This is a genomic window from Rhizocola hellebori, from assembly GCF_016862955.1.
Classification (GTDB): Bacteria; Actinomycetota; Actinomycetes; order Mycobacteriales; family Micromonosporaceae; genus Rhizocola; species Rhizocola hellebori.
The window spans coordinates 1-21148 of sequence record NZ_BONY01000128.1; the positions used below are offsets into that span (position 1 = coordinate 1).

The following is a 21148-nucleotide window of genomic DNA, read 5'->3' on the forward strand; positions in this document are numbered from 1 at the left end:
GACAGCGGCGCGGCGCTGCAATATTGGCGTGTGCGAAGCAACGCGCGGTAGCGCCCCGGAAGCCAGCGGCGCGGCGCGGCGATTCTGGCGTGGGCCGGGGCCTCGCGCTGTTACCAGAGGGAGCGGACGGCGCCTACTGGGTCGCCTCGGCCTAGTAGGGCGGGGGCGGAGAGGGTGGGGTCGTCGACTTTGATGTCTAGGCGGCGCAGGGCGGAGACCATGACGGGGCCGAGGGCGCGGGCGGCGCCGTCGTCGATCTTCATGGCTACCGCGCCTACGCCTGGTATCGCCGCGGCCCAGACACCTTCCGCGCCTCCTTTGCACACCAGGCCGGGGACTGCGCGCATCAGGAGGGCGTCGGCGCGGCCGGTGCCGCTGACCAACTCGGGATGGGCGCGCATCGCGTCGGCGACCTCGTGGCCGGCGACGCGCAGGAATCCGGTGGCGAGCGCGTTGAGGGAAACCGCCATGACCGGCGCGCCGCACCCGTCAACCCCAATCGCGGCAACGGATTCGCCGGTTAGTTCTTCGAGGGTGGACTTGATGGCGACCTGCAGCGGGTGCTCCGGCTCGTAGTAGTCGCCCCGCGACCATCCATTCGCGACACAGCTGAGCAGCATGCCTGTGTGCTTGCCGGAACAGTTCATGTAGATGCGCTTCTTCTCGCCGCACTGCATCGCCAGCCGCCAATCGGGCGGGCAGCGCAGATCGACTTCGAGATCGCCCAGGAGCGCCCTTATCCGCGAAAGGTGGAAGTCTTCCCCCGAATGGGAGGCGGCTATGACGGCTATGTCGGCCGGATCGTCCAGGCGCAGCCCGGAGCGCATCATGCCGATGGCTTGGAACGGCTTGTTGGTGGAGCGCGGGAAAACCGGACCGGTCGGATCGCCGATGCTGTCGACCACCTCGCCGGAGGCGGAAAGCACGATCACCGAACCGTGATGCCGGCCCTCTATGAATCCGCTTCTGTCGATGGTGGCTAGCGGGGCGCCGCCCGAGTAGGTCTTCACCCCTTAATACCTAGCAGGTCCTTCGCCTGGGTGGGACTGAGCGGGGGACGCTGTGCCAGGCGCGCAAATGCCGCAGCCCGTGCTACAAGCTGCATATTGGATTCGACCGGCTGGCCCTTGGCATAGGTGATGGTGTCCTCCATTCCCACCCGGAGGTGCCCTGAAGCGGCCAGCGATGCCAGCATGACCGGCAACGTGAAACGGCCCACACCGGTGGCGGAAAACGTTGTGCCCTCGGGCAGGTCGGCCAGGGCGGCGTGGCAGGCCGCGAGCGCCTGCACCGTTCCGGGCATGCCACCCGGGACGCCCATCACGAAGTCGACGTGGACGTGACCGCCGAACGGCAAGCCGTGCTTGTCCAGCAGCCGTTGCAGGGCCCACAGATGCCCGAGATCGAAGATTTCGTACTCGGGGACGATCGAGCGGTCGCGCATGCGCGTGTGCAGCTCGACGATGAACTCCCAGCGATTGAGGAAGACATCATCGCCGAAGTTGACGGTGCCCATGGTGCAGCTCGCCATGTCCGGGGCGGCTTCCAGAACGGCCAGCCGATCCGACTCGGGATCGTGGACCGACCCGCCACTGGACAGCTGCACGATGAGCCCGGTGGACTCCCGCAGCGCGGTCACCGTTTCCTTGAGCCGAGCCAGATCCAGGGTTGGCTGGGCCTGCGCGTCGCGGATGTGGACATGGATCACGCTGGCGCCCAAGGATTCGCACTCCTTGGCCGTGGTGACCAGCTCCTCCAGGGTCACCGGCAGCGCCGGCACCTCCGCCTTGCTCGACTCGGCACCGGTCGGAGCAACAGTGATCAAAGTGCCGTTCATCGCACGGTCCACAGGTCGGTGACGAGGAAACTAGTCATGCAGCGATTCAACCGCAACCGTGGATTCTCCGGCAATGAGGGGGGCATCGCCGGAAATATTTCGCTTCAGCACGCCTAAAGCGATAGGACCTAGCTCAAAATGCTGCACGGCCGTCCCGACGAAGCCGACCGCCCTATCGCCGGCCGTGACCGGGGTGCCCGGCCTCGGGAGGTGGTCGGTGGCGATCCCATCGAAGTGCAGCAGGCGCAGGGCGCGCGGCGGGCGGCCCAGGTGATGGACCCGCGCCACGGTCTCCTGGCCGCGGTAACAGCCCTTCTCAAGGTGGACCGCCGCGGCCGTGAGGTCGACCTCCGAGGGCAGCGTGCGATGGTCGGTGTCGAAGCCGATGCGCGGGATGCCCGCCGCGACACGGTGGGCCTCGTAAGCCCAGATGCCCGCCCTGGGCACGTCGGGCAGCTCCGCGCCGGGCGGCAGCAGCAGATCGACACCAAGCTCGGTGCGCCGGACAAAGCCTCCGCCTGGCAAGCGCTGCAACGGAAACAGGCTCGTGGGCCGCGGCGGCACCGCGCCCGTGGCGAACTTGGCGCCGGGGACCGGGAGCAGGTCGGGCTCACCCAAGCCATGGTCGTCGCCGACGATCGAGAAGACGCGAAGGTCGCTGCGCGCTATCTCCACCTGGGTGAAGAAGCGCATTTTGAGCAGAAACTGCTCCAGCGGCTCCACCGCGCCCGGCTCGACATCGAGGAACAACTCATCGCCAACCGACGATATCCACAGGTGATGCTCGAGATGACCGTGCGGCGAAAGCAGCAGGGCCTGGGTCGCCTTGCCTTCGGGCAGGTCGGCCAGATGCTGGCTGGTCAGGTTATGCAGGAACGACAGGCGCTCCGGGCCGGTCAGCACGAGCACCCCGCGATGCGAACGGTCCACGAGCGCAGGGCTTAGCCGTTGCTCGCGGAGGGGGTCCCCGAAATGCGCCGCAACCGGTGCGTCGAGCGAGTCGGGGTCGAGCTGGCCAACGGTGATCAAGCGCATCTCCCACAGAGTCCGAACAGCGCAACGTGCGCGATATCAAGGCGGAAACCCCGCTGCTGGAGCAAACGCCCGGCAAGGGTGGCCAATTCCTCCTGGTCCAATTCCTGGACATGTTCACACGCCCGGCACACCAAGTGGACGTGCTGCGCCTCATTGACATCGTGGTAGGTGGGCGCGCCGTGCGACAGGTGCACGTGCGTCACCAGGTCAAGCTCTTCGAGCAGCTCCAGCGTGCGGTAGATGGTGGTGATGTTCACACCGGCCGCGTGCTCCACGACCGCCGCGTGCACCTGCTCCGGCGTGGCGTGGCCGAGCCGTCGCACAGCGTCCAGAACAAGCTGGCGCTGCGGGGTAAGCCGCAGACCACGATCGCGAAGCATGTTGGCAAGCTCGGACACGCTCCGATGATAATGCGGAGTGTGTCTGTCTTAGCCGTGCTGGGCCGGGGCCTTCTTCCGGCCGATACTCCGTTCATTCGCGCCGACGATCTCGGCCTGACCCGTGGCGATGGGATCTTCGAGACCGTTCACGTGCGCCACGGCAAGCCATGGAAGCTCGATGAGCACCTGGCCCGGATGGCCCGCTCCGCGGCGCGTATGAACCTGGACCTGCCCGATCTTCGCGGGCTGGCCGAGCTGGCCTGTGAGCAGTGGCCGGTCGACCAGGAGGGCGCCCTGAAGCTGGTCTGCACGCGCGGTGTCGACGGCGCGGAAGAGGTCACCTGCTACGCCACCATCACGCCGGTGTCGGAGAAGCTCATCGCGCTCAGGACCGCCGGGATCTCGGTCACCGCGTTGTCCTACGGCTATCCCGCCGCGGCGAGAACCGAAGCGCCCTGGCTGCTCGGCGGGGTCAAGTCGCTGTCCTACGCGATCAACATGGCATCGCAGCGCTGGGCTCAGGCCAATGGCTTCGACGACGCGCTGTGGGTCTCCTCCGACGGCTACGCGCTGGAGGGGCCGACTTCGACGCTGGTGTGGCGCAAGGGCGAGCGCCTGCTGACCGTGCCTGCCAAGCTGACCGGGATCCTGGCCGGCACCACCGCTCGGTACCTGCTGGACCGGGCGGCCGAGCTGGGCCTGGTCGCCGGCGAGGAGATGGTTACCCCTGCCGAGCTCGTGGAAGCCGAGGGGGCCTGGCTCATATCGGGCATCCGTGGTCCGGTTCCCATCAGGAAGCTGGACGGAGTGGAATTGCGCACTGACAGTGCCACAAACCTCCGCGGGCTTTTAGGCTTCTGAGATGGCGTACCTCATTGACGCGTTGCGCACCCCTTTCGGTAAGCACAAGGGCGCTCTGGCCGCGGTCAGGACCGACGACCTGGCCGCCGCGCCCCTCATCGAGCTGATCAAGCGGTATCCCGGGATCGAAGTAGACGATGTCATCCTGGGCGATGCCAATGGCGCGGGCGAGGACAACCGCAACGTCGCCCGGATGGCGGCCCTGCTGGCAGGGTTGCCGGTCACCGTGCCCGGCGTGACGGTCAACCGCCTCTGTGCCTCGGGTGCCGAGGCGATCGTCCAGGCGGCACGCGCGGTGAACAACGGCGACGGTTCACTGTTCCTCGCGGGCGGCGTGGAGAGCATGACCCGGGCGCCGTTTGTGATGCTCAAGCCGGAAGCTGGATTCCCGGCCGACATGAAGCTTTGGAACACCCAGCTCGGGTGGCGCATGGTGAACCCGAAGTTCAGTCCGGAGTGGACTGTCCCGCTCGGGGTCGCGTCGCAGCAGGTCGCCCAGGAGAAGGGGATCGGGCGCGAGGCGCAGGACGAGTGGGCTCTTCGCTCCCACGAGCGGGCGGCCAAGGCCCCGCAGGACGGCATCTTCGCCTTTGCCGGGCTCGAACGCGACGAGTGTGTCCGGCCCGATTCGACGATGGAGAAACTGGCTTCACTCAAGCCTGCCTTCACCAAGGACGGCACGGTCACGGCCGGCAACTCCTCACCTATCAACGATGGGGCCACCGGCGTCATCGTGGGGTCACAGTCCACTGTGGAACGCCTTGGCGTGCAACCGTTGGGGCGGATAGTCACCTCCGCGGTGGCCGGGGTCTCGCCGGAGAGGTTCTCGCTGGGCCCGGTACCCGCCATAAAAAAGGCATTGGAGAAGGCGAAGCTTTCCTTCGATCAGGTGGACCTGTGGGAAATCAACGAAGCGTTCGCGGCCATGGTGTTGAGTTGCCTGGATGAGCTGCCGATCGATAGGGAAATCGTGAATGTCAACGGCGGCGCCATCGCGATCGGCCATCCGCTCGGCGCATCAGCACCTAGGGTGATCGTCGACCTGTGCCGTGAGCTTCGGCGGCGCGGCGGCGGCTATGGTGTGGCCGCGGCCTGTATAGGCGTCGGACAGGGACAGGCGGTGGTGGTGCATGTCGAGTGAACCGAAAGGCATCTCGGAGGAGATGCTCGCGCGACTGACAGAGATGTCCCGTGAGTTCCGGGAGTCCGGGCGCGAACCGGCCGTCCCGCGCTCGGCGGCGACCGTGGTGCTGATCCGTCCGGATAGGAGCGTCTTCCTGATCCGGCGGTTGCGCGCCATGGCTTTCGGCGGCATGTGGGCCTTCCCCGGTGGCGCGCTGGAACCGGGTGAGACCCCGGTCGACGCGGCCGTGCGGGAGGTGCAGGAGGAGACAGGTGTGGTCATCGAGCCGTCGGCCCTCGTGCCATGGCACCGCTGGCTCACTCCGGTCTTCGAGCGCAAGCGCTTCGACACCTGGTTCTTCGTCACGGCTTTGCCACCGGGCCAGGAGCCGAACCTGCCCGAGAGTGAAGCCGACCATATGCAGTGGCTGACACCGCAAGCAGCCGTGGCAGAGAACGCCGCCGGAACCCTGCCCATGCTCCCGCCCACGCTGATCACGTTGAGCGAGCTGGACACCTACGACAGCGTCAAAGCCATGCTCGCGGTGACGCGTGACGTCTCCGAACCGTTTATGCCGGAGTTCTAACCGAAACGGCCGGTGATGTAGTCCTCGGTTCGCTTGTCGGTGGGGTTGGTGAAGATACGACCGGTGTCGTTGAATTCGATGAGGCGCCCGTGCCGGACCTGCTGCTCGTCGACTTCAGCGGTGAAGAAGGCGGTGTAGTGGCTCACCCGAGCCGCCTGCTGCATGTTGTGGGTCACGATGACGATCGTGTAGGTGCGGGCCAGCTCGTGCATCAGGTCTTCGATCTTCCCGGTGGCGATCGGGTCGAGCGCGGAGCAGGGCTCATCCATGAGGATCACATCGGGCTGCACGGCGATGGCGCGTGCGATGCACAGCCGCTGCTGCTGTCCACCGGAAAGCGCCAGGCCACTGGACTTCAGCTTGTCCTTGACCTCGTCCCACAGCGCCCCATCGCGTAGCGCCTTCTCCACGCGATCGTCCATATTGTCCTTGATCCCGTTGATCCGCAGGCCGTAGGCCACGTTCTCGTAGATGGACTTCGGGAACGGGTTGGGCTTCTGGAAGACCATGCCGATGCGGCGGCGAACCTGGATCGGGTCGACATCGGGCGCGTAGAGATCCTGGCCGTGGAAGGTGATCTTCCCGCCTATCCGGGCACCCGGAATCAGGTCGTTCATCCGGTTCAGGGAACGCAGAATGGTGCTCTTGCCGCAGCCCGACGGGCCGATCATCGCGGTGATCTGCTGCTCACGAACAGGCATGGTGGTTCCCCGCACGGCCTCGTAGCTGCCGTAGAAGACGCTGACGCCTTCGAGCTGCATCACCGGCTTTGCTGAGCTTGTCGGCATGGTGGACATGGCTCCTGGAACAGAGGAGAGGGCGTTGGTCATGTCGAAGCTTGCTTGAGTCATTGTGCCTATCCTTACCGGTTCTTGATAGCGAAGCGGCTGGCGATCAACCGGGCAATGATCGTGAACACGAGCACGATCACCATCAACGTCAATGCTGCACCCCACGCACGCTCTACAGCGGGGGTGAAGGGCGAAGAGGCGTTAAGGAAGATCTGTGCCGGCAACGCGGTTTGCATTTCGCCGAGATTCCACGAGATGGTCGACGCCACACCGGCGCAGACCACGATCGGGGTCGTCTCACCCGCGGCGCGGGCGATGGCGAGCATGATGCCGCTGGTGATACCGGAGATCGCCGCGGGAAGCACCACCGAGACCGTGGTCTTCCAGCGCCTCGCCCCCAGCGCGGCACTGGCCTGTCGCAGCTCATCCGGCACCAGTTTGAGCATCTCTTCGGAACTTCGCAGCACGACCGGCAGCATCAAGGCGGCGAGAGCGATGGCGGCAGCCAAGCCGCTCTTCTCCTTGGTGGTGAGGACCACCGCGATGTAGATGAACAGCGCCATGACGATGGACGGCACGCCTGTCATCACGTCGGCCATCATGCGGATGAACCGGGCGAGCGCGTTGCTCTTGCCGTACTCGTTGAGGTAGACCGCACCAAGCACACCAAGCGGAATGGACATCACCGAGGCGGCGCCCGTGATGAGCAGGGTGCCGACGACAGCCGGCCCCATGCCACCGCCGGCGCGGCGCGGCGAGGTGATGTCCCCGGTGAGGAACTCCATGCTGATCAGGCCGGCGCCCTTTTGGATCACATAAAAAATCACCAAGACCAGCGGAACCACCGCGATCAGCAAGGCGACACACATCAGTACCTTGCTGATCAGATCGATCGCTCGCCGCCGCACCGACAGCTGACGCCGGGTCAGGTCCAGGGCTGGCCGTGCCGAAAGCTCGTTTGGTGTTACCGCGGTCATGCCTTCGCTCCCCTCATCCGGATCTCGGCGCGCCGCACGATGGCCTGCGCCAACAGGTTGACGATGACGGTGACCACGAAAAGCACCACACCCATGCCGATGAGAGCGGAGGTGTAGTCGCCACCGGCCTCACCGAAGTAGTTGACGATCGCCGCCGGAATCGACGTGCCGGGAGCGAACAGGTTCGCGGTGATCTGGATCGAGTTGCCGATCAACAGCGCCACCGCGATGGTCTCTCCCATCGCCCGGCCAAGCCCGAGCATGACGCCACCGACGAGACCACCGAAGCTGTGCGGGAAGACCGCGCCTTTGATCATCTCCCAGCGAGTCGCGCCCAGAGCCCATGCCGCTTGCTTGTCGGAGTCGGGCACCGTGTCGAAAACCTCGCGGGTGATCGACGTGATGATCGGGACGATCATGATGGCAAGGACCAGACCCGCGGTCATGAAGTTGAGCGCAGAGACTTCGCCAAAAAGCGCGCCCAAGACTGGAATGCCGCCCAGCGTGTCATGCAGCCACTTGTAGACCGGCGTCATCGCGGGCGCCAGCACGTAGATGCCCCAAAGACCGAAGACGACCGACGGCACCGCAGCCAGCAGGTCGATCAGGGTGACGATGGAGCCCTTGATGCGCCTGGGCGCCAACTCCGTGAGGAACAGCGCGATGCCGATCGAGACCGGCACGGCGAGGGCCACGGCTATGAGCGAGGTGACCAGTGTGCCGAACACGAACGGCAGAATGCCGAACTTGCCGATGTTCGGGTCCCATAGCTTGCTGGTGAAGAAGCCGTTCTCCCCTGCCTTGGACATAGCGGGCCAAGACTGCTGAAGGGTGCTCACCAGAATCGCTGCGAGAATCACGAGCACCGTGATTCCAGCCGCTATGCACAAGAGCCAGAAGGCTCGGTCGGTGATCCGCCCGCGATCCTTCTGGGTCAACGTCGATGACTGTGTCGTCATAAGGGGTTCTAGTCCTTAATAGCGGGGAGGCGGATTACTCCGTCTCCCCGCGATTGAGAGGGGATTCAGCTCACCTTGTCCAGCTGGGCGAGCGCCTTGGTCTTGATCTGGTCGGGCAGCACGGAGAAGTTGACGTCCTTCGCGAGCGCCGAACCATCGGTGAGGATGTACTTCACAAGCTCCTTGACGAGCTTGGCCTTGTCCGGCGAGTCGTACTTCTGCTTCACCAGGATGAAGGTCGGAGCGGTGATCGGGTAGGAGTCGGCACCAGCCGCGTTCAGCGGGTCGTAGGTGAGGTCGTCCTTCAGCGTGGCACCGGCCAGCGCGGCGGTCGCGCCCTCCAGGCTCGCCGCGACGAACTTGCCATCCTTGTTCTTGATGGCGGCAAAGCTCAAGCCCGAACTCTTGGCGTCGGACATGTCGACATAGCCGATCGTGCCGTCGGTCTGCTTGATCAGCTGAGCAACACCGGAGTTCTTGGCGCCACCGAGGGTGTCGGTCGGCCAGTTCACCGTGTCACCGCTCGCCAGCTTCCAAGTGTCCTTGGCGGCAGCCACCAGGTACTTGGTGAAGTTGTTAGTGGTGCCCGAGCCGTCGGACCGGTGCGCAACCGAGATCGCGGTGGCCGGCAGGGTGACGCCCGGGTTGTCGGCGACAATTTCGGGGGCGTTCCAGACCTTGATGTCGCGCTGGAAGATCTTGGCCAGCGTGGCCGGGGTCAGCTGGAGCTTGGTGACGCCCTTGAGGTTGTACGAGACCGTGATCGGGGCGGCCACCGTGGGGATGTAGTAGAAGCTGCCCGCCGCAACACCATCGGTGTCCTTGACGGTGCTGTCGGTGCCCGCGAAGTCCACGAGGCCGGAACCGAACTCCTTCTTACCGGCGGTAGAACCGATCGGGTTGTATGTGATCTTGAGGTTCTTGGCCTCAGTCTTCAGCTCAGTAATGATCTCCTGGTAGTAGGCGTCCGGGAAGCTTGCGCCCGAACCCTTCAGCTCGCCGGAGAGCGTAGAAATACCGCTGGCGGCACCGGTTGTCGGAGTCGCACTCGGTTCATCCTTAGCGCAGCCGGCCAGAGCAATCGCAGCGACTGCGGCAAGCGCGACACCGGCTACGCCGCGCCGCGAAAGCACGTTTCGGTTCACAGGAGGTTTGCCTTCCTAGAAGGGGTTTCGGCCTTGCTGGCCTGACACGACCGACCATGCCTGCCGCAGGTAGCCGTCTCTTCCGTCCTAGGTGAACGCACGGTGAACAGGATTGCCCTGCGAAGCGACGGGTGGCGCGCCAGCGCGTGGACAACAAGTGAACAAGGTCACGCCCCGAAAATGGGATCGGGCAGAGAGAGCACACCGTCACTCTCGATCGCAGACGCGATAAAAAGACCACCGGCGAACAAATCCCACGTCACCACCTGCTGTCGCCCGGGTCGGGTGAAGCTGAGCAGAACACGCCGGCTGTCCGCCCAGCCGATCACCCGAACCGTCCCAGAGATCGCGGAATCAACCAATAACGCCCGTTCCACCTTCCCATTGGTTGGACGCACCACCGCGATGACTGTCGATGCGCCCTGCACGCTGGGCACCGGGCTGGGCATACACGCCCGGACCAGGAAGCCGCGATCGCCATCGACGCTGAAACCCGGCCCGCGCCAAGGCCCGATCAGCTCGGTCAACTCGCCGTTGAGCGGAATGCTGGCCGAGAGCATGCGGGAATCCTCTGCGCGCCAACGGCGCAGGCGGGCCGAAGCGGTGGCGGGCTGCCCGATCGAAAGCAGCTCAATCATTCCGACCGTCGGATCCGCCGAGGAGTCGATAGAGCGCCGGGGCGTGATCATGTCTGCCGGGCCTTCCGGTACCGGAAGCACCTCGCCCGTCTGCGGAATGACGAGAGTGTTGGGGCCCAGCAAAAGATGCCGATTGCTAAGCCAAACCGGCCGGGTGGTCTCCGGCGCCGAGTGGAAGGTCAGGCCCTTCCCGGTCGTCAGATCGATCACATAGGTACCGGTAGAGGTGCCGAACGCGGCGCGGCGGCCGTCGGGCGACAGGGCGTTGGTCTGCATCCACAACGCCGCCAGCGAGGGCGCGGCGTCCAGCTGACGCCACCGGAAATCCTCACCCAGCACCAGGATCGGGCTGGTGTCCGCCCGCGACCGGGCCACGATGAGCAAAGCCCGCCGCACCGGGTCGGCGCTGATCGGCACCACCGGATCCTTTGGCATGTCAAGGCCCTGGGGCAGCCCCACCAGCTGACGGGTCGCGCTCAGATCGTTGGGCGCGCGTTCGGCCCCGGTGGGAAGCACTGTTGGCGGAGCTGCGGGCGTTGGGTCGCCTTGGCCATCGGCCGATGAGCCGGTGGCGCGCTGGCAGAGCGCCGCCAGCCCCAGCACTCCGCCGGCCACGCCGGCGAGGATGAGCCGGCGGCGGATGGCCCGCCGTGCCGCCTCCCAGATCAGGCTCGCTTCGTCCACCGGCCGCAAGGCCCCGGCCAGCGCCGACCGGCGACGGACGGGCACCGGGGCGGAAAGATTAAGGCTCATTTGGGGGTACCCGAACTCGCCCGCCTCCTGGCGGAAAAGGCGAGTTAGGTAGACGTCGGCCGACGCCCCGGCGGCCAGCTCGCTCTTGCGATCGCCGCGATCGAGCCGCCGCCAGCGCAGCGCGACCATGGCCAGCAACTCACGGGCCATCCTTTCGGCCTGCTGCTCATCGCCGGTGAGCCTGTGCGCGGCCGCGTCCAGCGGCGGCAAACGCCGCTCTACATAGGACACAAAGTCCGGCGGAGCCTGGGACGGATCGCGCATACCATATAGTGACGCCCTTCACCGTCCCAGGAAAGAGCCGTTTAACTTCCGATGATGCCGCCGTCGTTTTTGGTGATGACGACGGTGGCTGAGCGGGGGCGTCCGGTCGGGTCGAAGTCGGGCCAGTTGCTTACCGCTGTTGGGGTCGCCGGCGTGGGCGCGGCGCCCCAGAACGGGGTGGCTTCGCCTGGGTGCTGCACGTTGACGAAGATCGTCCGCTGGTCAGGGGTGATCGTCCAGCCGGTGATCTCAGCTCCGCGCGGCCCCACCAGGAAGCGGCGGATCTCGCCCGTGTTCGGGTCGGCGACCAGCATCTGGTTGTTGCCGATGTGGTCGTAGGAGCCGACCTTGTTCTGCACCGAGTTGGAGATGTCCGTTTCGATCCACATGCGACCGTCGTCGTCGAAGGCCAGACCGTCGGGGGAACCGAAGATGGCGTCCGCGCCCAGGGTCACTGTGGCGTCGTAGGCCGGGTCGCCGGCCAGGACGAAGATGTCCCATTCGAAGCTGGTCGAGGTGTTGTCGCCGTGCGCTTCCCGCCACTTGATGATGTGACCGTAGGGGTTGGCCGCCCTCGGGTTGACCGCGCCACCGTTGCCTGAGCCGTTGGTCAGGGTGACGTAGACGTCCTTGTTCTTGGGGTTCACCGCGACCCACTCCGGCCGATCCAGCTTGGTGGCCCCGACCGCGTCGGCGGCTCGCCTCGTGCGGATCAGGACATCGGCCTGGTCGGCCCAGCCGTTGGCCACGGTCAGCGCGCCCTGGCCGTGCACGAGTGGGATCCAGGTGCCGGTGCCGTCGTCATTGAACTTGCCGACGTAAAGGGTGCCGTGGTCGAGTGGGCTCTTGCGCTGCGCGCGCAGCAGCCGCCACGGCGCGCTGGAGACGAACTTGTAGATGTACTCACCGTTCTGGTCGTCACCGGTGTAGACGACCACCCGGCCACGCGACTCGGTGAACGTGGCGCCCTCGTGCTTGATGCGGCCCAGCGCGGTGCGCTTCACCGGCGGTGAGTGCGGGTCGCGCGGGTCGATCTCGACCACCCAGCCGAACCGGTTGAGCTCATTGGGGTTTTCCGCGACGTCGAACCTCTTGTCCACGGTGTGCCACCTGTACGGCAGCGCCGCAGCCGAGACGCCATAACGAGCCTGCTCCGGGGTCGGCGTCCAGCCCACCTGAGTGGTGCCGAAGTAGCCGTTCCAGTTCTCCTCGCACGCGACGTACGTGCCCCACGGGGTGTGCCCGTTGGAGCAGTTGTTGAGCGTGCCCTGCGCCGGGCCGTTGGCGGCCAGAGCCGGGTGGGCGCCGGAGACGGGGCCGGAGAAGAGCACCGGGGTCTTGCCGGTGACCCGCCGGTTGTAGCGGGAGTCGACCAGCCGCCAGCCCGAGTGACGCTTCTCGATGGCGACCACGCTGACGCCGTGCGCGGCGAGCGCCTTGTCCACCTTCTCCTGCGTTATGACAGCGTCGCCGTCGGCGTAGAGCAGGACCGTGTCGACGTACTCGTGGTTGAGCACCAGCAGACCCCGGTTACTGCCGAAAAAACCCCGGTCGGGGAAAAAGCTCATGCCGTCGTGGTGCATGCCGATCTGCTGCGCCTGCTCCGCCGCGGTGTTGGAGGCGTCCTTGCGCCACGCCGGCCCGTTGCTGCGAAGCGGTGTGCCCCAAGGGATTAGCACCTTTGCCGTGTAGCCCTCGGGCACGGTGATGGCATCGGCCGTGTTGGGGGCGACCGCCTTGAACCCGAGCAGCGGCTTGGGCGGACGCCCGTGCTTCGCGGCCGGGCCGGCGGCGTCGGCGGGACCGGCGACGGCGGAGGGGGCGGCCACGGCCGCGCCGAAGAAGCCGGCCGCGGCGACCACCGTTCCCGTGCGCATGACTCCGCGCCGGGACAGACGAGCTTCCAGCACCTCCCCGAAGGAGGTGTTACCTGAAGTGTTGGTGCTGATGTCTTCGGAATCCACGCGTGGACACTGGCATCATGACCTGAAGCGCGGGCGACCGTCAGGTTAACAACAATCGGGTAAACAGCACGTCAGTGGACCATCGCGCAAAGCCGAGCCCGGAGTAGAGGCCACGAGCGGCCTCATTGGACTCGTCGACATAGAGCATCACTTGATCCAGCTGACGTGTTCTCAGGTACCGCAAACCAGCGATCGTCAAAGTGCGGCCTAACCCCAGCCCGTGCGTGTCGGGATCCACCCCGAGCACGTAAACCTCGCCGATGGGGTCGTGGTGGTGGCCCGGCGCCTGGGCGCGGGTGGCGCCATGGACCTTGGTCCAGTGGAAGCCGAGCAGCCGCTTGTCGCTGAAGCGCTCCGCGAGCAGGAAGCCCTCCGGGTCGAACCACGGCTCTTCCATGCGCAGACGCAGATCGCGCAGGTCCCAGCGGCCCTGCTCGGGATGCGCGGCGAAGGCACGGCCGTTGAGCTCGATCCACGCCTGGTCGTCCTCGCCCGGCCGGAAGGCGCGCAGCCCTATCCCGTCAGGCAGCACCAGCTCGGGCAGCACAGCGAACAGCGATCGGCGCATCTGCCACAGCACCCGCGACCGTCCAAAGCCGAGCGACAGCGCCAGCGCGCTGGCCGACGGATGGTCGCCGTGCGCCCACAGCCGCAGCCTGCCCACCGGGTCGGCCTGCTCCGCCGCTTGCACCGCGGCCGTGACCAGCACCCGCCCCAGCCCGTGGCGTCGGTGCATGGGATGCACCACCAGCTCGGCAGAAGGCCCCTCCACCGGGTCGGTCACATCGACGTGCGCATAGCCGATCAGCTCGCCGCCGTCGCGGATCACCAGGTGGACCGAGGGCTCGTCGCCGCCGTGCCGCAGGTGAAGCATGGTGTGTTCGGAGAGGGGAAGAGCGCCGTCGGCATCACCCGCGGCGCTCGCCAATCGGAAGACAGACCCGACCTCTTCCGGCGTCAGCCGATCGAGGCGCTCGGCGAGGCTGATCACCTCGCCAGCCTATCGTCACCTCAGCACAGTCATGGACTCCGGAAACCTCGAGTCGAGCAAAGCTCCAGGCAGCTCTGGCTCGCGGTCGGTGAGCTGACGCGACGAGGGCACCACGAACTTGTAGCCGACCTGGCGCACCGTGCCGATCATCGACTCGTACTCGGAGCCGAGCTTGGCGCGCAGCCGCCGCACGTGCACGTCGACCGTGCGCGTGCCGCCGAAGTAGTCGTAGCCCCAGACCTCGCGCAGCAGCTGATCGCGGGTGAAGACCCGGCCCGGGTGCTGGGCGAGGAACTTCAGCAGCTCGAACTCCTTGTAGGTCAGGTCGAGCGGACGTCCCTTGAGCTTGGCGGCATAGGTGTCGGGGTCGATGGTCAGCTCCCCGCCCCGGATGAGCCCACCCGCGGCTGCCGTGGCCGAGTTGAGGCGGCCCACGGCCACCCGAAGCCGCGCCTCGACCTCGGCCGGGCCGGCGTTGGCCAGGATCACATCGTCAACGCCCCAGTCGGCGTTGATCGCCACCAGACCCGCTTCGGTCACCACCGCGATCAGCGGGACGCCCAGGCCGGTGGCGGTAAGCATGCGACAGGTGGCCCGTGCCTCGGACAGCTCGCTGCGGGCATCGACCATCACTGCGTCTGGGCTGGGGGCTGACACCAATGTGCGCACGTCGCGAGGGGCGGTGCGCACCGAATGCGGCAGCAGGTCGAGGGAGGGAAGCACAGATGACGCTTCACCCGCCCTAGCGCTCACCAGTAACAAGATCTCCACAGATCGCCTCCGTCCTTGCGGCTGTTTCTCCGGTGACCTCATGAGGTAGCCCGGCGTCGCTGACGGGTGGTCGCTTTTGGTTAAGCCATGAGCATAGTCGACTCCGGCCGGATTTCCATTACCGTCGTGTTACAGCCTTCTGGGTCGCGTGACCTGGTGCTTTATTTCCCACCGCTGGGTGTGGGGCGATCGGTGTGGCACGATCGGTGCGTGTTCGGCTCTCCCCCCACCGACGACAGCCCCCGACGCCGGTCTCCATTCGCGCCACGGATTCCGGCCTCGAAGGCTATGCCCCCTGCCCCGGCTCCCCCGCCCGCGCCCCCGCAGCGGGAGCGCAGCGGGCGGCGAGGCCGTGCGCCGGCGGAGGCCCGGGCCGAAGCCGCGAAACTGCGCGCAGCGGCCCCGATCATCCCGGTCAGGCGACTCGTCGCGCTCGCCATCGGCGGGTTCTCGGCGCTGCTCGCGATCGGTCTGATCATGGGCGTGCAGACGTCGGCTCCCGCGCAGCGGCTGCCGTTTAGCATCGTCGTGCTGGGGGCACAGCTGCTCTATGTCTTCGCCGCCACGATGGCTCTCCGCCCGCCGAGCAGCAAGATCGTGGCGGGGGTCGGTGTGATCGCTGCCGTTGTCGCCAACTTCGCGGCCAACGAGCCCGCGATCGCCACTCTCCTGCCGCTCGGCCTTGTCGCCGCGGGCGGCTTCGTCGTCGGGGCGCTGGGGCAGCTGGGCACCAAGCAGGGCCGGATGCGGCTCACTGAGTGTTTCGGCTCCACGCTGGTGATCATGCTCGGCATCGTCTTCTTTGCCAGCCTTCTGGTTTTGGTGCGCGTTCCCCTTGGTACCCAGACAATTGTGATTTGTCTTGCCTCTAGCGGAGTGGCCCTCAGCCTGGCCCGGCTAGGCGATGTGGTGATGCCTTATCCGCGGCTTGCCGACCAGGTGCCCCGTGGTGCGGTGGGAATCGTCGGCGGCACCATGGTGGGCACTGCGGTGGCCGGCTATATCGGCAAATACCTCGTTATGTTCACCCCCTCGACGGCCGCCATGGTCGGCGCCATCGCCGCTGCCGCCGCGGTGCTCGCCGATCTGACGATCGGCTTCGCCGAGACCGGCCGGGAGCTTGAGGGAGACGCGCCCACGATGTGGCTCGCGCGGCACATGCAGGGTCCGCTCGCCGGGTTCGCGCTCACCGCGCCGGTGGCCTATTTCATCAATGGATTTATCTGGACCTCCTCATGAGAAGGCTGCTCGCCTGGCTCGGGGTGATCGTCATCGTCCTGGGCATCATCCTGGGCGTGCTGGATCGCGTCGGCGTGCACTATGCCGAGCAGCAGGTGGCCAAGAACGTCTCGACCGAGCTCGCCTCCCGCAACATCACCTCCGCCCCGCCCGAGGTGACCATCACCGGTTTTCCCTTCCTGACCCAGGTGGCGGCCGGCAACTACGACGAGATCCAGCTGAATCTGCGCGACCTCAAGGGCGGCACGCTGCCGTTGCCGCTGCTCCAGGTGCACGCCTATGACGTACGCGCGACAGTGGAAGGTCTGCGCAACGGCACCGAGAAGGCGGTTGCCACCCTGGTAAACGGCACCGGCACGCTTTCCTACGCCGATCTTGTGGAGGTCAGCGGGCTGGAGGGCGTCACTCTAATCGGTGACGGCTCGGTGCTGCGGGTGACCGGGAACGCCGGCGTCGCCGGGCAGCTTAAGGGCGCCGCAAAAGTGACCGTCGTCGATGGCAAGGTACGGATTCAGGTGACCGAGCTGACCGCGTCCAACCTCGCACCGATCGCGCAACAGCTGGTTAACACCTATAAAGATCGGCTTGCCCGCACCTTCGAAATTCCGCCACTGCCGTTCAACATGAAATTGCAGAGCGTCAACCCCGCACCCTCGGGACTGGAAATTTCCGTCACCGCCAAAGAGGTTGAGCTGGGATAAGGGGTCTCGCATGATGGACGACACATTCCCGAAATCGGAAGGCGACTGATATGGTCGGCCACATGAGTCCGCTGCTTACCAAGCGGCGCGCGGTCGACCTGTGCCGCGTGGCCACCTGCCTGTGTTGCCCCGTCCTCTGACGGCGGCCCGGCTCTAGTTAGCGCGCTCGTTCTCACTCCGCTTTCCTCATTGTCGAGTTAAGCCGCCGTCGCATAGGTGTCCACCTTTGGGATCCATGCACGGTTTTCGATCATGGATCCTCCCGAACAGCATCCATCTAGGGAGACATTTCCATGAGTCGTGATTCATCGCTCGTCTCCGCCGATTGGGCGGAAAAGAACCTCAACACGCCGGGAGTGGTGTTCGTCGAGGTAGACGAGGACACCACCGCTTACGACGGCGGACACATTGCCGGGGCGGTAAAGCTGGACTGGCGCCAGGACCTGCAAGACCCGGTGCGCCGCGACTTCGTCAACAAGCAGCAGTTCGAGGCGCTGCTCTCCTCGCGCGGCATCGCCAACAACGACACCGTCGTCCTCTACGGCGGCAACAACAACTGGTTCGCCGCCTACGCGTACTGGTACTTCACGCTCTACGGACACGGCGACGTCAAGCTGCTCGACGGTGGCCGCAAGAAGTGGGAGCTCGACGCCCGTCCGCTGGTCAAGGACCTCCCGCAGCGGGAGGCCACGCAATACTCGGCCAAGGACCAGGACCTGTCCATCCGCGCGTTCCGCGACGACGCCGTACGGGCGATCGGCGTGCAGAACCTTGTCGACGTGCGGTCCCCCGACGAATATGCCGGCCGGCTGCTCGCCCCCGCACACCTGCCGCAGGAGCAGGCGCAGCGGGCGGGACACATCCCGACGGCGCTCAGCGTGCCGTGGTCCAAGGCGGCCAACGAGGACGGCACGTTCAAGTCCGATGACGAGCTTCGCACCATCTACGGCGACGCGGGCCTGGACGACAGCAAGGACACCATCGCCTACTGCCGCATCGGTGAGCGTTCGTCGCACACCTGGTTCGTGCTGCAGGAGTTGCTGGGCAAGAAGAACGTGAAGAACTACGACGGTTCCTGGACCGAATACGGCTCGCTGGTGGGCGTGCCGGTGGCATTGGGCGACGAGCCCGGAGAGGCGTAATCGAGATGACTACCCCCATTGCTCCCCCGGTCACCGCTGACGGATGCGCGGCACCCGATCAGGCCGCCCCGCTACCGCTCAGCGTTGACCTCGAAAAGGAAACCGTGATCACCGGGATCGTGCTTGCCGAGGGCGGCGACCCGGTGGCCGGCGCCTACGTCCGGCTGCTCGACCGCAGCGGCGAGTTCACCGCCGAGGTCGTCACCTCCCCGGCCGGACAGTTCCGCTTCTTCGCGGCGCCCGGCACCTGGACGCTGCGTGCCCTGTCGCGCTTCGGCAACGGCGACGCACAGGTCACCGCCGAACGCGGCGTCAACCAGCTCTCGGTCACCGTTTCCTCGTAATCGCACCATCTCCGCAGCGCCGCCGACTATTTCCGGCGGCGCTGCTGCTTATTCCGGCCTACAGCCGGTTTTTAGCTCTACGACGATGACGCCGGGGCCGTGGTCTCGGGCCCGCACGGCGACGAAGTTCCCCGCGTCGAAGTAGAGGCTCGACGCCTGCGTGCCGCTGCTGCGGATCCGGCTGTCGAACTGGTCGGCCAGGCGCACCAGCTCCGCCTGCTCACTGCCGTCCGGCCCGGAAAGGGTGACCGTCCGTGTCGCCGACTTGCCGTCGCGCATCGGGGTGATGCTGCACGTGCTTTCCTGGTATCCGCCATCGTCGAGCCGCCACGGCTCGGAGAGCTTGTCGCTGATCTGGCCCACCACACGATCGATGGTGGCCTTGCCGCTGACGACTGTGCTCTGGTCGCGCACGGTGGCCGGGCTGTTGAACGCCGACCAGGTGCCCAATCCCACCAGCAGCAGCGCCCACGCCCCGCCGACGATCCACCAGAGCCGGGAATTGTTAGTAGACAAGGGCTTGCGCTCCTTCGCCGAGGCATTCCTCCACGAACGCCGCGGCGCCCGCTATCCGTACACCGTCGATGATGTCCTCGCCGGTGATGCCACGCCGTTGCGCGCACTGCGTACACAGTGTCACCTGGCCGCCACCGAGCACCGCGGCGAGCAGGTCCGGCAGCGGCGCCGAGTGCGGCAGCTCAAACTCGGCCGCCCGCCCCGGCAGGGCGAACCAGCTCGACTCTCCCGTGAGCCACAGCGAAACGTCGGCACCAGCCGCCACCGCGGTCGCCGCCACGGTAAAGGCCTGTGCGCAGCGCTCCGGTGCCTCCTGCCCCGCCGTCACCTTGACAACCAGCTTCCGTGTCATTGGGTCAGCCTAAGATGTCACGTGTGGTCACCGAGATCGGGTTCGTCAGCCTGCTCGTCGCGGGCTTGGGCCTGCTCGCCGGCGGCTTCGTCTACTTGGCATTGAGAGTCGCAAGGGGTCGTTGGTGAGCGAAGAGGAAAATCCGATAGGTCCGCCGCCGTGGCTCAACGCACCGCCGGTGGAGCCCTATCCGTTCGAGGAGACCTACGATCTCAGGCACGGGCCTGACCTGCACCCTTCCCTGCTCGGGCTGTTGCCCTACGTCGGGTTGTGGCGCGGGCGCGGCCGCGGCGGTTACCCGACGCTGGAGGCCGACTTCGACTACGGCCAGGAAGTGAAGATCAGCCATGACGGCCGGCCCTTCCTGTTCTACGAGTCGCGGTCGTGGATCCTCGATGAGGAGTCCAAACCGGTGCGCCCCGCAATGCGTGAGCTGGGCTGGTGGCGTCCGGTGGGTGACGGCCAGGGCGACGAGATCGAGGTGTTGCTCACCAATCCCACCGGTGTTCTGGAGCTCTACATCGGCCGCATCGACGGGCTGAAGATCGAGATGGCCACCGATTTCGTGGCCCGCACCCCCACCGCCAAAGAGGTGCGCGCCGGGCACCGTCTTTACGGCATCATCGAAGGCGCTTTGCTTTACGCCCAGGAAATGGCGGCCGAAGGCCAGCCCATGTCCCCCCATCTGAGTGCGAGGTTGCTCCGTGTCGGTGGCTAACAAGATCCGTTGGGGCGTCCTCGCCACCGGCGGCATCGCTACCCGTTTCGTCAATGACCTGAAGAATGTGCCCGACGCCGAGGTGGTCGCGGTCGGTTCCCGCACCGCCGAAACCGCGGTCGCTTTCCAAGAGGCGCACGGCATCCCCCGCGCCCACGGCTCCTGGGCCGAGCTGGCCCACGACCCCGACGTCGACATCATCTACATTGCGACCCCCCACTCCCACCATCACGCGGCCGGCCTGGTCTGCCTGCACGCCGGCAAGCCGCTGCTGGTGGAGAAGGCGTTCACCCTCGACCTCGCCCAGGCACAAGACCTGGTCACGGTGGCCCGCGAGCGTCAGCTCTTCCTCATGGAAGCCATGTGGACCCGCACCCTGCCCAGCATCCTGCGCATGCTCGAGCTCATCGCCGACGGCGCGATCGGCCAGGTGACCTCGATCCACGCCGGCTTCGGTCTTGGCATCGACTTCGACCCCTCACACCGCCTGCGCAACCCGCAACTCGGTGGCGGAGCCCTTCTCGACCTGGGCGTCTATCCGATCCACTTCACGCAGCTCCTGCTCGGCTCGCCCACCCATGTGCACTCCTGGGCTCACCTTCACCCCGAGGGCACCGACGCTCGCACAGGCATCGTGCTCGGCTTCGCCAACGGCGAAGTGGCGACGCTCTACTGCGGAGTGGGCGGCGACATAAGGTCTGCCACCGTTGTCGGCACCAAGGGCCGCTTCGAGTTCACCAACGGCTTCCACAATGCTGCCGGGTTCACCTTGCACCGCAACGGATCTGAGCCCGAAACCATCACCACCGAGCCGTCCAGCCTTCACTTCCAGGCCGCCGAAGCCGGCCGCTGCCTGCGCGCGGGCCTCACCGAGTCCCCCCTCGTGCCGCTCAGCTCCACACTCTCGGTCATGCACACGCTCGACGCAGTCCGAGCCCAGATCGGAGTCGTCTACTAACCCCTTTTCCTTGCGCCGCTTCCTTACGCCGCGCCGTCGTGGTCCCTCACCGCAAGCTCCCGCGCGGCACATCCGTCCGTGCTTGGCCACCCCCGGCGGCTCC

At 66.3% G+C, this 21148-nt stretch carries 25 protein-coding genes; 11 read left to right on the top strand and 14 right to left on the bottom strand.

Features of this window, described 5'->3' with window-relative positions; all coding sequences use genetic code 11:
• Positions 1–110 precede the first annotated feature (110 nt).
• From Rhe02_RS46760 to Rhe02_RS46775, 4 genes are read right to left on the bottom strand one after another with little or no spacing between them, the layout of a single operon-like run.
• Positions 111–1010, bottom strand: coding sequence for an asparaginase (locus Rhe02_RS46760; protein ID WP_203915036.1), 900 nt, complete (start codon positions 1008–1010; stop codon positions 111–113).
• A complete protein-coding gene (locus Rhe02_RS46765) occupies positions 1007–1837 on the bottom strand; it encodes a beta-keto acid cleavage family enzyme (protein ID WP_203915037.1) in 831 nt (276 codons plus the stop codon). The genes Rhe02_RS46760 and Rhe02_RS46765 overlap by 4 nt, the downstream gene beginning before the upstream one ends.
• 30 nt (positions 1838–1867) lie before the next feature.
• Positions 1868–2872, bottom strand: a complete 1005-nt coding sequence (gene ygfZ, locus Rhe02_RS46770) for a CAF17-like 4Fe-4S cluster assembly/insertion protein YgfZ (protein ID WP_203915038.1) — start codon at positions 2870–2872, stop codon at positions 1868–1870.
• The gene (locus Rhe02_RS46775) at positions 2863–3252 is read right to left on the bottom strand and encodes a Fur family transcriptional regulator (RefSeq protein ID WP_203915054.1); all 390 of its coding nucleotides are present in this window, start codon (positions 3250–3252) and stop codon (positions 2863–2865) included. The genes ygfZ and Rhe02_RS46775 overlap by 10 nt, the downstream gene beginning before the upstream one ends.
• A 30-nt stretch (positions 3253–3282) precedes the next feature.
• Here Rhe02_RS46775 and Rhe02_RS46780 point away from each other — a divergent pair, with 30 nt between their 5' ends.
• From Rhe02_RS46780 to Rhe02_RS46790, 3 genes are read left to right on the top strand one after another with little or no spacing between them, the layout of a single operon-like run.
• On the top strand, positions 3283–4113 hold the full coding sequence (locus Rhe02_RS46780) for an aminotransferase class IV (RefSeq protein WP_239124520.1): 831 nt from the start codon (positions 3283–3285) through the stop codon (positions 4111–4113).
• A gap of 1 nt (position 4114) precedes the next feature.
• Positions 4115–5254 (top strand): thiolase family protein, encoded by a 1140-nt coding sequence (locus tag Rhe02_RS46785; RefSeq protein ID WP_203915039.1) that lies wholly within the window; start codon positions 4115–4117, stop codon positions 5252–5254.
• Positions 5244–5822: an NUDIX hydrolase gene (locus Rhe02_RS46790; protein WP_239124521.1), complete on the top strand. Its 579-nt coding sequence runs from the start codon at positions 5244–5246 to the stop codon at positions 5820–5822. The genes Rhe02_RS46785 and Rhe02_RS46790 overlap by 11 nt, the downstream gene beginning before the upstream one ends.
• On the opposite strand, the gene pstB is transcribed toward Rhe02_RS46790, so the two are convergent.
• The 8 genes from pstB to Rhe02_RS46830 all read right to left on the bottom strand — a co-directional run bounded on the left by pstB (position 5819) and on the right by Rhe02_RS46830 (position 15075).
• Positions 5819–6673, bottom strand: a complete 855-nt coding sequence (gene pstB / locus Rhe02_RS46795) for a phosphate ABC transporter ATP-binding protein PstB (RefSeq protein ID WP_203915040.1) — start codon at positions 6671–6673, stop codon at positions 5819–5821. The two genes, Rhe02_RS46790 and pstB, sit on opposite strands and share 4 nt — an antisense overlap.
• An 11-nt stretch (positions 6674–6684) precedes the next feature.
• Positions 6685–7590, bottom strand: coding sequence for a phosphate ABC transporter permease PstA (pstA, locus tag Rhe02_RS46800; RefSeq protein WP_203915041.1), 906 nt, complete (start codon positions 7588–7590; stop codon positions 6685–6687).
• A complete protein-coding gene (gene pstC, locus Rhe02_RS46805; RefSeq protein WP_203915042.1) occupies positions 7587–8549 on the bottom strand; it encodes a phosphate ABC transporter permease subunit PstC in 963 nt (320 codons plus the stop codon). The genes pstA and pstC overlap by 4 nt, the downstream gene beginning before the upstream one ends.
• Before the next feature lie 65 nt (positions 8550–8614).
• A complete protein-coding gene (pstS, locus tag Rhe02_RS46810) occupies positions 8615–9694 on the bottom strand; it encodes a phosphate ABC transporter substrate-binding protein PstS (RefSeq protein WP_203915043.1) in 1080 nt (359 codons plus the stop codon).
• 167 nt (positions 9695–9861) lie between these two features.
• Positions 9862–11349, bottom strand: coding sequence for a SigE family RNA polymerase sigma factor (locus Rhe02_RS46815; RefSeq protein WP_203915044.1), 1488 nt, complete (start codon positions 11347–11349; stop codon positions 9862–9864).
• 41 nt (positions 11350–11390) lie between these two features.
• On the bottom strand, positions 11391–13313 hold the full coding sequence (locus tag Rhe02_RS46820; RefSeq protein ID WP_203915045.1) for a PhoX family protein: 1923 nt from the start codon (positions 13311–13313) through the stop codon (positions 11391–11393).
• Between the two features lie 40 nt (positions 13314–13353).
• A complete protein-coding gene (gene mshD, locus Rhe02_RS46825; RefSeq protein ID WP_203915046.1) occupies positions 13354–14304 on the bottom strand; it encodes a mycothiol synthase in 951 nt (316 codons plus the stop codon).
• Positions 14305–14319: 15 nt separating this feature from the next.
• Positions 14320–15075, bottom strand: coding sequence for a winged helix-turn-helix transcriptional regulator (locus Rhe02_RS46830; RefSeq protein WP_239124522.1), 756 nt, complete (start codon positions 15073–15075; stop codon positions 14320–14322).
• A 288-nt stretch (positions 15076–15363) separates the two neighbouring features.
• Between Rhe02_RS46830 and Rhe02_RS46835 the strand changes: the two genes are divergently transcribed.
• The 5 genes from Rhe02_RS46835 to Rhe02_RS46850 all read left to right on the top strand — a co-directional run bounded on the left by Rhe02_RS46835 (position 15364) and on the right by Rhe02_RS46850 (position 18501).
• Positions 15364–16314 carry a hypothetical protein gene (locus Rhe02_RS46835; RefSeq protein WP_239124523.1) on the top strand — a complete coding sequence of 317 codons (951 nt, stop codon included), beginning with the start codon at positions 15364–15366 and terminating at the stop codon, positions 16312–16314.
• Positions 16311–17015, top strand: a complete 705-nt coding sequence (locus Rhe02_RS46840) for an LmeA family phospholipid-binding protein (RefSeq protein WP_203915048.1) — start codon at positions 16311–16313, stop codon at positions 17013–17015. Before Rhe02_RS46835 ends, Rhe02_RS46840 begins: the two co-directional genes overlap by 4 nt.
• A 62-nt stretch (positions 17016–17077) precedes the next feature.
• On the top strand, positions 17078–17155 hold the full coding sequence (locus tag Rhe02_RS51090; protein WP_330164811.1) for an Ms5788A family Cys-rich leader peptide: 78 nt from the start codon (positions 17078–17080) through the stop codon (positions 17153–17155).
• Between the two features lie 153 nt (positions 17156–17308).
• Positions 17309–18157 (top strand): sulfurtransferase, encoded by an 849-nt coding sequence (locus tag Rhe02_RS46845; protein ID WP_203915049.1) that lies wholly within the window; start codon positions 17309–17311, stop codon positions 18155–18157.
• Between the two features lie 5 nt (positions 18158–18162).
• Positions 18163–18501 carry a DUF1416 domain-containing protein gene (locus Rhe02_RS46850; protein WP_203915050.1) on the top strand — a complete coding sequence of 113 codons (339 nt, stop codon included), beginning with the start codon at positions 18163–18165 and terminating at the stop codon, positions 18499–18501.
• Between the two features lie 48 nt (positions 18502–18549).
• On the opposite strand, the gene Rhe02_RS46855 is transcribed toward Rhe02_RS46850, so the two are convergent.
• Both Rhe02_RS46855 and Rhe02_RS46860 read right to left on the bottom strand, forming a co-directional pair.
• Positions 18550–19017 carry a hypothetical protein gene (locus Rhe02_RS46855; protein WP_203915051.1) on the bottom strand — a complete coding sequence of 156 codons (468 nt, stop codon included), beginning with the start codon at positions 19015–19017 and terminating at the stop codon, positions 18550–18552.
• Positions 19007–19369, bottom strand: a complete 363-nt coding sequence (locus Rhe02_RS46860; protein WP_203915052.1) for a DsrE family protein — start codon at positions 19367–19369, stop codon at positions 19007–19009. The genes Rhe02_RS46855 and Rhe02_RS46860 overlap by 11 nt, the downstream gene beginning before the upstream one ends.
• A 23-nt stretch (positions 19370–19392) precedes the next feature.
• On the opposite strand from Rhe02_RS46860, the gene mtfM reads away from it, so the two are divergent.
• From mtfM to Rhe02_RS46870, 3 genes are read left to right on the top strand one after another with little or no spacing between them, the layout of a single operon-like run.
• Positions 19393–19497 carry a small membrane protein MtfM gene (gene mtfM, locus Rhe02_RS50710; protein ID WP_275412700.1) on the top strand — a complete coding sequence of 35 codons (105 nt, stop codon included), beginning with the start codon at positions 19393–19395 and terminating at the stop codon, positions 19495–19497.
• Positions 19491–20087 carry a heme-binding beta-barrel domain-containing protein gene (locus Rhe02_RS46865; RefSeq protein ID WP_203915053.1) on the top strand — a complete coding sequence of 199 codons (597 nt, stop codon included), beginning with the start codon at positions 19491–19493 and terminating at the stop codon, positions 20085–20087. The genes mtfM and Rhe02_RS46865 overlap by 7 nt, the downstream gene beginning before the upstream one ends.
• On the top strand, positions 20080–21045 hold the full coding sequence (locus Rhe02_RS46870) for a Gfo/Idh/MocA family protein (RefSeq protein WP_203915058.1): 966 nt from the start codon (positions 20080–20082) through the stop codon (positions 21043–21045). The genes Rhe02_RS46865 and Rhe02_RS46870 overlap by 8 nt, the downstream gene beginning before the upstream one ends.
• Positions 21046–21148 lie beyond the last annotated feature (103 nt).